Source organism: Thalassospira sp. MCCC 1A01428 (assembly GCF_002115825.1).
Lineage (GTDB): Bacteria > Pseudomonadota > Alphaproteobacteria > Rhodospirillales > Thalassospiraceae > Thalassospira.
In genome coordinates this window covers 252157-264246 of sequence record NZ_JFJZ01000003.1, presented here as the reverse complement: position 1 = coordinate 264246, position 12090 = coordinate 252157, and the positions used below count along the sequence as shown (strand labels likewise).

The following is a 12090-nucleotide window of genomic DNA, read 5'->3' as shown; positions in this document are numbered from 1 at the left end:
ATTCAAGCGACGACACCGAAACCCTGATTGCAGACATGCGCGCCCTTGGCGCGTCAGAGGACCAGATCAGCCAATGGCTTTCACAGCAGCAAAAACAAAACAAGGAATTCGCCGTGCGGCCCGAAAACTGGCCTGCGGTAGAGCTGTTCTTGGTTGCTGCGACACAATGGCGGTTAGCGGCGAATGGCGCGCCCTATGGGCTGGATTATGCCGGGGTCGAGCTGGCGGCGCGATGGGCGAAATTAAACATCACGCCCGAGCTGTTCGCGGATTTACGGATCATGGAACAGGCCGCGATTGGAAGATTTGCCGAGTTGCGGGCGAGGTAGGTTATGAGTGATCTGATCCTTACCGCACGTCTGAAAGCCGACGCCAAGGGTTTTATCGGTGATATCCGCGTATCAAAGGCCGAGGTGGATAAACTGGGCGATGCCAGCACCAAAGCGGGAAACAAGGCCACGGGCGCGGGTCGTGACCTTGACCGCATGGGCGGGGCAGCCCGCAAGGCCGGGCGAGATTTTACCGGATTAGCTGCCAACGGGCGCAATGTCACCGGCATGTTTTTGAACATGCGCAATGCGATTGCAACGCTGGGTCTGGGCTTGCTGGTCGGCGATATCTATAAAACCGGCAATGCGTTTGATGGTTATGAAAGCACCTTGCTCTCGGTTGCCGGAACGCATGAAAAAGCCGCTGCCGAAATGGACTATGTGCGAACCCAGGCTGACCGGCTGGGCCTGGCGCTTAAATCCACCACCGATCAATATAGCCAGGTTGCTGCGGCAGCCAAGGGCACCGTCCTGCAAGGGCAACCGGCGCGCGACATTTTCGAGGCCGTTTCGGAATCGATGGTGGTTTTAAATAAATCATCTGCCGATACCCAGGGCGCGCTGACGGCGATTACCCAGGTGATGTCTAAAGGCACCGTACAGGCTGAAGAACTGCGCGGCCAACTGGGTGAGCGTATTCCCGGTGCGTTTCAGATTGCATCGCGGGCGATGGGCGTTTCGACCCAGCAATTGAGCAAGATGCTGGAGCTGGGTCAGGTGACGGCGGAAGACTTCCTGCCGAAATTTGCCGCCGAATTGCGCAAGACATATGGCGAGGCTTTGCCATCGGCCACGCGGCGGGCGAGTTCCGAATGGAACCGTATGATGAATGTCATCACAGATCGCGCCAACACCGCCTACACATCGGGTTTTGGTCAGACGCTGGCAAAGGAAATCCGCGATATTACGGCTTTGCTTAAAGGCCCGGAGATCGAGCAGGCCGCTGCCAATTTTGGTGAACTGCTGGCACAGGGCACGGCACTTGCCAGCGATGGATTGCAGTTCGTAATTCAAAACGGGCATGAAGTTTTATCGGTTCTGGCCGGTATCGCGGCGGTCAAAACCGCATCAACCCTGATCAGCATTGGCAGTGCGGCTTTGCAGGCAGCGGCAGGGCTGGCGGCCTTTGCCTTTACACCGGTCGGGGCGATTGCCATTGCGCTGGGGGTGGCAACGGCGGCTGTTGTCGCCTTTGGCGATGAGACGGTCAAGATTAACGGCAAAACCGCCACCGTGACCGATTACGTGGTGGCCGCGTGGGAGATGACGCGTGATGCAGTTGTCGCCGGTTATGGCTGGATGGCGGAGGCCAGTGCGACGGCATGGCAAGCCGCCGAAGACTATGCCAACGGCCCGTGGGCGTCGAAACTGGGGGGCATCTGGCAGCAAATTGCCGAAATCGCCAGGAACAATATCAACGGCATGATCGGGGCCTTTGTCAGTATCGGCGAGATCGGCAGCCTGCTGGTTGATGACCTGTATAAAAACTTCAAATGGCTGTTTGACGCGATTGGCGACTATTACACCTGGCTGCTTAAAACCGCTGCGATGGTGGCCGACAAGATCGGCGAGTTTTTTGGGCAGACCACCAACTTCGCCAAGGAATCGCTAAAGGAAATCGGCGTTGCTGCTGCCGATGCACTGGGCCGCTCCGACCTTGGCGGACAGATCAAGAATATCGTCGATCGCAATCTGCCTCGCGACTGGCTGGGCGATATATGGAAGGCTGGCGGAAAGGTGGCCGAGCCGGTGATTAATGATCTTGGCACCCGTGCTGGAAAACTTTATCAGGACCGGATTGCAGCGGCAAAACCTGCCCCCGTTTCCAAGCCAGAGCCCGCGACCGGCATCGAAAACAATCCGAATGCCAGTAAAAACACGCCGGTCATCACCGCCCAGCAGCAAACGGCGCACGCCAATGCGATCAAGCGCATCAAGCAGGGTTATCTGGACCTGCTGCCGCCCCAGGAGCGCAATATTGCTGCGGCCAAACTTTGGTACGAAGAAGCGATCAAGGGGTTAGATGCCAATCAGAAAGGCTATGCCGAGTTCAAGGCAGAAGCCGACGAAGTTTACCAGCACCTGATTGAGCAAGGCTCGACTGACTGGCAGGCGGGGTTAAAGCGGGGCCTGCGCGAGATTGGCGAAGAGGCCAGCGACATGGCCAGCCAGACCGAACGCGCTTTAACCAATTTCAATAAGGCCGGTGAGGATGCTTTTGTAAGCCTGACGCGCGGCACCAAGACCTTCTCGCAGGCCTTTGGCGACATGGCCAATAGCATCATCAACGACATTTTGCGCATGATGTATCAGCAGCAAATCGCCAAGCCGATTGCCGGGTTTGCCAGTGATTTTCTGACCAGTTTTATTGGTGGTTTCAGCTTTGGCGGTACCACGGGTTTCGGTAGCAGTGCCGCGCATTACAATGGCGCTGGCCGAACCGGCGTTAACACATCGGCGGTCGGGTCTTTTCATTCGGGCGGGTTGGGCCGCACCGGCGGGGAAAACCCGCGCGTTTTGCCCAATAGCCTGTTTGATGCTGCCCCGCGATTCCATACCGGGCGCATTCCCGGCCTGAAACCGGGCGAGCTTGCTGCGGTGATCAAGGATGACGAGGAAGTTCTGACGCGCAACAATCCCCGGCACATTTTCAATGCGGGCAAGGGCAGCACGTCATCGGGCAATGGCGATGCTGGCATGATTATGCTGGAGCCGAAATTCGAGATCACACTCGATAACCAGACCGGGCAGGAAATGGGGCAGCCCAGCGTTGAAAGCCGGGGCAGCAAGAACGGGGTTCAACAGCTTTATATTCTGCTCAAACCGATGATCTCGAACGACATTGCCAATGGGTCGCTCGGCAAGCAGATCGGTTCGCAATTTAACGCCTCTCAAGCCCTGATCAGGAGGTAGCGCACATGGTTGAGCCTTATCCTGCATCGCTGCCCGAAGACCCGCTGATTAACGGGTATCGTGAAAGTTACGTTTTGAACTTTTTTGAAAGTGCGACCGATAGCGGCAAACCGCGCCGGATGAAGCGGTACACAAAACCACCACGCCAGACCCTGAATGTCACCGTGCCGATGACACGGGCCGAGGTCGCGATTTTCGATACGTGGTTCTGGGAGACGCTGGAGGGTGGTTTGAAGCCGTTTTCCTTTCTTCATCCGCGCCGCAATACAGAACTGACCTTCTGGTTTCGTAAGGACGCTAACCCTGATCCCAAGCCGATCAAGAACGGCAAGGAATGGCAGGTTGTTTACGAATTGGAGTTCGAACGTGGTTGATGACATTGGCCGGTTAAGCCCGGAAGCAACAAAGGCCGTACAGCAACAGGATATTGACGAGGTCTTTTTGACCGCGCTCGATATTTCGCATCCAGAAATGCCCGAGACGCTGCATGTGATCAATAACAGCGAGAATTTGCAGCGGCTGGGCAAAACCTATGTGGCACTGCCGTTTGATCTCAATCTGCCTGATGAGACAGCAGGCGAGATGCCGCGGCTTGACTTGGGTATGTCGAACTTCCCGGATGAGGACGGCAAAACCCCGATTGCCGATGCAATTGAAACCATGTCGGTTTCACCCGTGTTTGACCTGTCGGTGTTTTCGGATTCGCGCCCGGATGTGACGGAATACGGGCCGATCTCGCTGGAGCTTGAAAGTGCGAGTTATGACCAGGGCGAGATCAAGGGCACGCTGGTAATGGACCCTCACATGACCCGCGAACCGCACCCTAAAGACAGTTGGGATGCGTCGATTGCGCCTAACATCTTCACGCGGAGGGTTTGAGCATGATTGTCGGGATCAGCCCCTGGGCACGGAAATATGTCGGCATTCCCTTTGCCAGGCGCGGACGGGGTTTTGACGGGGTGGATTGTTACGGGTTGCACTGGCTGGTGGAAAAAACCGAGGCCGGGAATGAATTACCCCTGCTTGATTACACCTTCGAGCCCCGCGATGTGCGCGGCATTTCCCGTTTGTTCGCCGGGGAAATGCCGCTGTGGCGCAAACTGGATGTCCCGCAAGATCGCTGTGTGGTGATGTTGCTGACCGGCGGGGTGCCCTCCCATGTTGGCGTGGTGTGCGGCGATGGCCTGATCATTCATGCCGATAGCGATGCGGGCATCGTCGTTTGTGAGCGTCTGGCCGCCCCGGCATGGCCGGACAGCCGGATTGAAGGCTTTTATGCCTATAGGGGTGTGTGATGGTTTCAGGGCTTTTGTGCACAACCTACCGCCCAAGCATAATCGCGATCAATGATGCTCTCGATTTTGTGCCACATCTCGATTTTGGTGCTGGTTGGCGTAACCTCGGTAAATTGAGCAACTCCGTACCATGTGCCATCAGTCGCATAAACGTGCTCGGCAACCTTTCGATCAGTGTATATGTGCCCGCGACCGCCAAACATGTACGGCGTGTAGCACCTGAAAACATCCTGATATCCACCATCGACAATAGTTGTTCGGTGATAAGAGCTTGCTTTCAGTTCTTGCAGGCTATTTGCCCCGCAGGCTGTCAGCATCAAAAGACACATAACAGTAATCAGATTTCGCATTTCAACGCCCCTTTTCTAAACTTGTTTTCAAAGACTATTCAGGGTTGCGGGGGCTGTCATGTCTAAAATGCTCGTCCCGTTGAACAGTGTAGAAGATGGTTCCATTCGCATCCTTGCGGGCAGGTCGCTTTTTGACCCGACACCGATTGAGGTTGTTCTGCCTGCACAGGGCAAAACCATTACCGACATTCTGCTGGAGTTGCGCGCAACAGGGGGCATTAACCCGCATTATATCAACGATCAGGGGTTGCCCTTGCGTCAGCTCGCCTTGACGGTCTGGGTCAGTGACTGGAACATGCACCATAACCAGATCGAAATTCCGGTTGTGAACTGGCACCGCGTGCGCGTCAAGCCCGGCACGTCGCTGGCGATTGCCATTAAGCCCTATGGCGGCGGCGGTGGTGGCGGCAAAAGTGCCGTGCGTATTTTGCTAACCATCGTTGTGATCGCAGTGTCGATTTATACGGGTGGTGCGGCAGCGTTTGCTGCGGGTCAAGCCGGGTACGGTGCCGCAGCCTCTGCTGCCATCGGTGCCGCTGCCGGTGCCGCCGTCACGGCGATTGGCAATGTGTTGATCAATTCCATCGTTCCGCCGCCGACCGGTAATATCTCTGCCGCCCGTGGTGATTTTGCCCGCGATAGCGAAAGCCCCACCTGGTCGCTGGATGGCATTGCCAACGACCCCGATCCTTACGGCCCGATCCCGCAGCTTTATGGCGTTAAGCGGATCACGCCGCCGCGCGTGACGGAGTTTTATACCGAGAATATCGGCGACGATGTTTATGCGCGGGTGACGCTGGGCTGTGGCTATGGCCCGATGCGGTTTTCCGAACCGCGCTTTGGCACAACGCCGGTCGAGAATTTTGAAGATGTTGAGCTGGAATATCGCGAAGGCTGGATGGATGACGCGCCATCGGCATTGTTTGCCGATCAGCCGCAGACCGACAATTACAATATCCGCATTACCAACCAAAGCCCGGTGATTGTTGAAAGCCGCGAAGCTGATGAGCTGGTGATTGATTATGCCTGCACCGGGCTGGTCTATTTCGATGACAATGGCAACCGGCAAAACCGCACGGTGGAAGCCAAGATCGACATCAAGCGCCTTGATGTCGATGAAGAGTTTGTCTCTGCGCCGAGTTCGGCAGCACCGCTTGAAGCCAGCAGCTTTCTCACCCGTGTTTTCGCCCCGGTCGGTAAACGCTGGGTGGTCTATCGCAGCGATTATGCGGTCAACGGGCCGGTCACGATTACACTGTTTTCCCGTGCCGGGTCTTATTTCGGCTCCAGCCCCTTATCGGGCTATCAATATAAGGTTTTCGTGCGCAGCTATGACCCTGACCACGCGGAGCTGACGGCGGATAACCAGCCACCATCGAGTTTTGCCCTGTATTGGCAAAGCAGCAAGATTGCGCCGGGGGCTTCGCAAACACAGACGATTACACCGCCGTTAGGCGGACGTATCGAAATTGCGGTGTTGCTCGATATTTACTGGGTCTCGGGCAGCAATCCGAAATGGATACCGAACAATTTCCCGGCGGCTGATCCGACATGGCTGATGTATGACGACCCGGAAATTTCCTACATGACGACAGCCGCCAATGTCGAGCGCGTCAGCCTCAGCATCACGGCGGCGAGCGAAAATTCCGTGCGCCGGTCGGTACGGATTGCTTTGCCGTCACATGGGCGCTACGCCATTCGCACAAGGCGGTTGACCGCCGATAGCGACAGCACCCGCGTGCGCGATGATTTGTATATCACCGCTGTTAAAAGCATCATCCATCAGCAGCCTTTGAACAAGAAAGGCATTGCCACGATCAGCTTCCGCGCGAAGGCGGGCGACCAGTTGCAAGGGCTGCTGGACAGGTTTAGCGCACGGGCAACCCGGTTGCTGCCGGTTTATGACCGCGATACGCAAACATGGGACTGGCATGAAACCAAAAACCCGGCATGGGCTGCCCTTTGGTGTCTGATGGGCGAAGCGGTGGCGCAGCCCTGCGGGGTTGAAAAGATTGATCTGCCGATGTGGCTGGCGCTGGCTGATTTTTGTGCCCGCAAGCCGCCGCAAAGCGATTTGCCGGACCATATCGACCCGGAATCATCGGACACGCCCTATTTTCGCTATAGCGGGTATTTTCGCGACCGTCGGGCGGCGACCCGGCGCGCCCAGGACATTTTATCTTCCTGTCGGGCGCAGCTGGTTATGGTGGCGGGCAAATATAGCGTGATCTGGGAAGACCCGGACCCGGTGCGGGTTTCATATTTAGGCCCGGAAAACTGCCTGTCGCTAACCCGCAAGCGCACCTTCGTGAATTTGCCGCACGGGTTGCGGGTACAATGGCGTGACGCAGCTGAAAACGACCGGGAACTGATTGTTTATCGGGACGGGTTTTCATTCGCCAATGCCACCTTGTTTGAAACCCTCGAACTGGAAGGCTGCGATGGCGATGACCTTGCCTGGCGCGAGGGCCGCTACTGGTTTGCGGTCGCCCAGTTGCGGCAAAAAACCACGACGGCCATTGTCGGCTATGAGCATTTGCGTTTCGGGCTCGGCAGCATGGTGGGGGTTTCGCATCCCGTGCCTAAAATTGGCGTTGCTAGCGGGCGCATCAAGGCGGTGAGCCATGATGAGGATGGCAATGTTGTCACTATCACGCTTGATCAGCCCGTCCCCTTTGACGGGGAACATGATTATTGTGTTCGCATGTGGCTGGCCAAAGGCGGCACGGCCTATAGCACCGTCACGCATGAGGCGGGTGAATATCTGACGCTGACACTTGATAACCCGGTCGCCCCGCGTGACTTTGCTGACCCGGAGAGTGCTCCGGTCGCCGGCAATTACTTCCAGTTCGGCATTGTCGGCTATGAGCTGCGGGACATGCTGGTCAAGAATATCGCCAGGCGTGATGATTTCCATGCCCTGGTCGAACTGGTGGATGCCGCCCCCGAAATCCACCTCGCCGATCAGGTGGCCATCCCCGATCCCGAACCGGCACCGACACCGGGGTTAGCCGCCCCGCCGGGACCGGTGACGGACCTTGTGATTACGGAAAAAGTCACCCGGATTGGCAATGAAACCCAGTCCACCTTGCTGGTGTCCTGGCGTCCCGCCGAAGGGCAATTGGTTGCCAGCTATCAGGTGCATATCGCGATGGGTGATGACAGCGCGGTTTTCTATGCCCCGGTGATTGCGCGCAACATCACGATCCCGGTTGAGCTTCAAGGCCGGTCATACCGGGTTTGGGTGGTGGCGGTGGCCCCCTCTGGCAACCGGCTGGCGGTCAGCGAGAGCAGCTTTGGCACCATCTTTGTTTCAGGCAAGCTCGCCGCACCGGCCACTCCGGGCAATGTCAAATTATCCTTTGCCTCTGGCATGGCGACAATCGCGACCGACCCGCAGAATGACGCTGATAAATTTGTACTAACGATAGCAACGCCGGTAAGCGCGGGGGCCAGCCTTGGCGGAACGTTGGCGGCTAATCAGGAGATCGAGTTTGCCGGATCGGCGACCACGGTTCCGGTGCCGCTTAAGGGGGAATATGTCTTTACGCTTCAGGCCGCCAACTTTCAGGGCACGCGATCTGCCCCCGTCACACGCCGCCTGACGCAAAACCGCGCATGGGCACCCAATGCGGTAGCGTCGCTTGCGGTGCCGACCACAGGGGGCAGTTTTAACGGGTCTATCGGGCGCACCGATAGCGGGCAGATCAGACGGCCCTCTATTGTTGGTGCCGCGTGGTCCGACCCGGAAAGTGCCAATGATGTTGAACTGTTTAACGGGCTTTGGGATTTGGCCGATGTGCCGACCGGCGAGCTGGCCAGTTTGCCGGTCAGCTGGTTTGTCGGGCCGCAATTAACCGACATCGCGGAATGGGTATCGGAAATTGTTGATTTTGGGGAAGATTTGCACGGCGTGTGGTGGTCGGATCAAAAGGCGGAAATCCTTGATTATTCTGCCATCGTCAACTGGAACGATGTGCCCACCAGCGTGCTTGAGAATGTTGATAACCGGCTTTTAAGGGCGGATGGCGCGGCAACAATCGGGGTGGTTCTGGAACTTGGCCAGCAAAGCGACCTTTCAGACGCTACTGCCGTGGCCGGGCACTGGGATGGCACGGCGCGTTATGGCCGGGTTCGGGTGCGGATTACAGCACAAAGCTGGGTGATTGAGGCCTATGCGTCGGACATCACCATCCATTGTGATGCCCCGGACGAGATCGACGCCGGGACCGGCACCATCAGCGGCACACCGCCTGATACCGTGACATTCAACCGCACCTTTGCTGTCATCCCCGCTGTGACAGTCACGGCGGAGAACGGCGATAGTGCTGCCCTGGTGACGGCATCGGTTTCCAAAACGGGTTTTCAAATTACAGGCACTGCCGGATCAAAATTCGTCTGGCACGCATCAGGAGTAAAAAATGACCTTTGACCCCACAAAACCCAGTGCAAGTGAGGGCACCTTTGGCGAGGCACTGGATGCGACGCGATCCAACCTTAATGATGTTAACGACCGCCTGAAAGCGCAGGAGAACCTTGCGCTGGCCAGCACGAAAAACGAGGTTGTGGCGGCGCGCGGCTCGAAAGCGACCGTCAAAGACCGGCTTGCAGTGGCAATAAATGACGATGGCAGTCTCAAATTTGACAGCCTGAAAAACATGACATGGATCGCCTCGGGTGATGTGCCGACTTACGTCAACGCGCAGAGCTTCACCGTACCGGGCGATCAGACGGCCAAATACCTGTCGGGTCTTGTATTGCGGTTGATGCACGGAACCAACCAAATTCATAGCGTGGTGTCGGTGGCGTCTTACGTGGCCGGGACCGATAAAACGACAGTCAGCCTTCAGCTGTCATTGCTGACACCGGCCCTGTCCTCGGTGCTGATTGGTTTGGCTTCACTTGGGGAGGTGCTTTATGAGGAAGCCCTGCTTAAAGCCATTCCGACAGAACCGGCGTGGCGGAGCGAAACCGAACCGGCCTTGTTTGATCTGGCTGTTCCGGGGCAACCACTGGGCGCGCCTTTTGTGTTTTCGCGGGGCGGAAAGTCAGCACCTTATATTGATGCGCTAGGCCACCGTGCATGGACAGGCCCGGATGGACCGGCTGACGAGTATGACCCTGCAACGCTGTCGTATCAGGGTAAGCAGGTTTATGGCGCGGCAACGACAACATACCTAACACGGCAGATGTGGTCAGGTGCGGTGCCGGGGGTTGTTGGTGAAGGCGGGGTTTTACCGACAGGTTGGTCGCTTTCTAACGTTGGCGACGTGCAGACAGAAATTGTCGGCACTGGGTATGATAAAGGTTTCAAGTACCTTGATATTCGCTTTTTTGGCACGCCTAGCACGACTATTTTTCGGTTAGCAAACCCATTCATCTATGGGGCAAATCAGGGTGAAACATGGATCAGCCAATTCAAAATTAAGGCCATAGCTGGGAGTTTCACCAATATCAGTACAGTCGGTGGTGGGGTTGTTGAGGCGATTGGCGCTCACGTAGGGACCTACGGGTATATGCAAAAAGAGCTATCGACAGAATTTGAACATGTGGTCGCCTCACGCACAATCGTAGAGGCAAACCCGTCGCTCTTTTTCTGGCTGTCTCTTTATGTTCCGGAAATGCTTCCGATTGACCTGACGTTGCGAATTACCGAGCCACAGGTCGAAAAATCATCATTCCCCGGTCGTTTCGTCGGGGCAGACACTGATGGGGCATCGGCGGCTCTGGCAGCGGATGTTTTAACCATTGGGCCGATTGAGGCTGGCGTCATTTTTGAACAGGATTTCACTGCATCTATTAGTGGTTTTTATCCGAAAAATGATTGTGTGATTTCACAAGACGCAACGCACGGGCTTGTTGTCTCAAGCCCCACCGTGGGGGCGGTCATCTCGGGGGTTGATGTCCCTGAAGCATGGCAGGGAAAGCGTTTTCGTCTGCTGTTCCACGCAGATAATGGCTATCCCAGGTCGTTCTATTTTATCGGTGCCGGTGGTGTTTCTTTAGGATTAAGTCAAATTAATCCCGGCTACGCAGGCGACATAACCATCCCCTACGGTACGGTCGCGTTGCACCTGCGCGCAGACAGCGTTCCGTCAAATACTGACGTTTATTGGGGCGATTTAAAGCTAACCGAACTGATCCCGTTTGAAGGGTGGGATAGTGACGCTGAAGGGCACACGATCCTGCTGGACACCGAAAACCCGCTTGCCGGTCAGTACGGTGGGGTCACGTCTGTTTTTGAGATTAATGACGGTACGACCAATAATATCTACCGGATGTATCAATCTCCCAATTCAGGAGCGCTAACGGTATTACCCCATGCAAATGGTGGGCAGACATCAGCTTACAGCGGCGGAACTGGTGTGACGAACGTACTTTCCATATTTGAATTTAACACGGACACTTTGCGTCTGAATAAGACAGATGCTACGAACATTAACACTGCCACGCCAGAAAAAATGCCCGCTGGCCTGTGTCAAATGCGGTTCGGGCACAATAGCTACCTCTATGGCTGGCCGCTGATCTTAAAACGGTTTGCCGTCTACAACCGCTATCTCCCTGATGCTGATCTCAACGCAATGGTGACGAAATGACCCCATTGAACCATGATTTGTGCCTTGTTGCGGCCAGCGAGGCCGCAATGATTGCCGCCTTGTCTACCGTAACCACAAACGAACAGACCGGCGAAACCCAATCAAACAGCCTGTTTCACGACGGGCAGAACTGGATCGCAGCTACCCATGAATGGCAGTTGGTGCCGATTGGCAGGTTACAAATCACTCAGCCGGAAATGGATGACACCGGAAACATCGTGACACCCGCGCAGATCGACGACCATTTCCATATGAATGTGCTCTGCAATGACCGCATTCACGCAATCATTACCGCATTTGATCAGGCGCATTTCGATGCGACCGGAGAGCGCTTGCTAATTACTCCCGGAAATCAACTCGTAAGGTGGGCATGATGGAAAGCGAACTCCGAAAGACGCTTGAGCTGTGCTTTAAAAAATTCGCCACAAAAGCACAGGGGATAAAGGCCGATGGTGCGGTTCAATCTGAACCGGGTCAGGTGCTGGCGACAGTAAACGACACCGCGCCAGCCTCTCCCGGTACATGGGAGAAGATCGGCGCCACCACGGTAACGGCGGCAGACACCACCGAAACCACCGTCTATCATTGGAAACGCACGGCTTAGGGG

10 protein-coding genes are annotated in these 12090 nt (G+C 56.1%); 9 read left to right on the top strand and 1 reads right to left on the bottom strand.

Annotation, left to right across the window (positions count from 1 at the left end):
* The first annotated feature begins 35 nt into the window (after positions 1–35).
* Genes THS27_RS04205 through THS27_RS04185 form a run of 5 tightly spaced genes read left to right on the top strand, consistent with a single transcriptional unit; the run spans position 36 to position 4537 of the window.
* Positions 36–329, top strand: coding sequence for a DUF1799 domain-containing protein (locus tag THS27_RS04205; RefSeq protein ID WP_085588164.1), 294 nt, complete (start codon positions 36–38; stop codon positions 327–329).
* 3 nt (positions 330–332) lie between these two features.
* A complete protein-coding gene (locus THS27_RS04200; RefSeq protein ID WP_085588162.1) occupies positions 333–3242 on the top strand; it encodes a tape measure protein in 2910 nt (969 codons plus the stop codon).
* A gap of 5 nt (positions 3243–3247) precedes the next feature.
* Positions 3248–3616: a hypothetical protein gene (locus THS27_RS04195; RefSeq protein WP_085588160.1), complete on the top strand. Its 369-nt coding sequence runs from the start codon at positions 3248–3250 to the stop codon at positions 3614–3616.
* Positions 3609–4121 (top strand): DUF1833 family protein, encoded by a 513-nt coding sequence (locus THS27_RS04190; protein ID WP_168184821.1) that lies wholly within the window; start codon positions 3609–3611, stop codon positions 4119–4121. Before THS27_RS04195 ends, THS27_RS04190 begins: the two co-directional genes overlap by 8 nt.
* Before the next feature lie 2 nt (positions 4122–4123).
* Positions 4124–4537 carry a C40 family peptidase gene (locus THS27_RS04185; RefSeq protein WP_085588156.1) on the top strand — a complete coding sequence of 138 codons (414 nt, stop codon included), beginning with the start codon at positions 4124–4126 and terminating at the stop codon, positions 4535–4537.
* Between the two features lie 5 nt (positions 4538–4542).
* Here THS27_RS04185 and THS27_RS04180 read toward each other — a convergent pair whose 3' ends face one another.
* Positions 4543–4887, bottom strand: coding sequence for a hypothetical protein (locus THS27_RS04180; protein WP_085588154.1), 345 nt, complete (start codon positions 4885–4887; stop codon positions 4543–4545).
* Positions 4888–4945: 58 nt separating this feature from the next.
* Here THS27_RS04180 and THS27_RS04175 point away from each other — a divergent pair, with 58 nt between their 5' ends.
* Genes THS27_RS04175 through THS27_RS04160 form a run of 4 tightly spaced genes read left to right on the top strand, consistent with a single transcriptional unit; the run spans position 4946 to position 12087 of the window.
* The gene (locus THS27_RS04175; protein ID WP_139835465.1) at positions 4946–9319 is read left to right on the top strand and encodes a hypothetical protein; all 4374 of its coding nucleotides are present in this window, start codon (positions 4946–4948) and stop codon (positions 9317–9319) included.
* Entirely contained in the window at positions 9309–11483 is a 2175-nt protein-coding gene (locus tag THS27_RS04170; RefSeq protein WP_085588150.1) for a hypothetical protein, read from the top strand. The genes THS27_RS04175 and THS27_RS04170 overlap by 11 nt, the downstream gene beginning before the upstream one ends.
* Complete coding sequence (locus THS27_RS04165) at positions 11480–11857, top strand: hypothetical protein (protein WP_085588148.1); 378 nt, start codon at positions 11480–11482, stop codon at positions 11855–11857. Before THS27_RS04170 ends, THS27_RS04165 begins: the two co-directional genes overlap by 4 nt.
* A complete protein-coding gene (locus THS27_RS04160) occupies positions 11854–12087 on the top strand; it encodes a hypothetical protein (protein WP_085588146.1) in 234 nt (77 codons plus the stop codon). The genes THS27_RS04165 and THS27_RS04160 overlap by 4 nt, the downstream gene beginning before the upstream one ends.
* The last annotated feature ends 3 nt before the right edge of the window (positions 12088–12090 follow it).

Excerpts from the sequence above, each read along its gene's own strand:
- THS27_RS04205 (WP_085588164.1), top strand. The coding sequence starts at position 36 with ATGCGCGCCCTTGGCGCGTCAGAGGACCAGATCAGCCAATGGCTTTCA.
- THS27_RS04200 (WP_085588162.1), top strand. The coding sequence starts at position 333 with ATGAGTGATCTGATCCTTACCGCACGTCTGAAAGCCGACGCCAAGGGT.
- THS27_RS04195 (WP_085588160.1), top strand. The coding sequence starts at position 3,248 with ATGGTTGAGCCTTATCCTGCATCGCTGCCCGAAGACCCGCTGATTAAC.
- THS27_RS04185 (WP_085588156.1), top strand. The coding sequence starts at position 4,124 with ATGATTGTCGGGATCAGCCCCTGGGCACGGAAATATGTCGGCATTCCC.
- THS27_RS04180 (WP_085588154.1), bottom strand. The coding sequence starts at position 4,887 with ATGCGAAATCTGATTACTGTTATGTGTCTTTTGATGCTGACAGCCTGC.
- THS27_RS04175 (WP_139835465.1), top strand. The coding sequence starts at position 4,946 with ATGTCTAAAATGCTCGTCCCGTTGAACAGTGTAGAAGATGGTTCCATT.
- THS27_RS04170 (WP_085588150.1), top strand. The coding sequence starts at position 9,309 with ATGACCTTTGACCCCACAAAACCCAGTGCAAGTGAGGGCACCTTTGGC.
- THS27_RS04165 (WP_085588148.1), top strand. The coding sequence starts at position 11,480 with ATGACCCCATTGAACCATGATTTGTGCCTTGTTGCGGCCAGCGAGGCC.
- THS27_RS04160 (WP_085588146.1), top strand. The coding sequence starts at position 11,854 with ATGATGGAAAGCGAACTCCGAAAGACGCTTGAGCTGTGCTTTAAAAAA.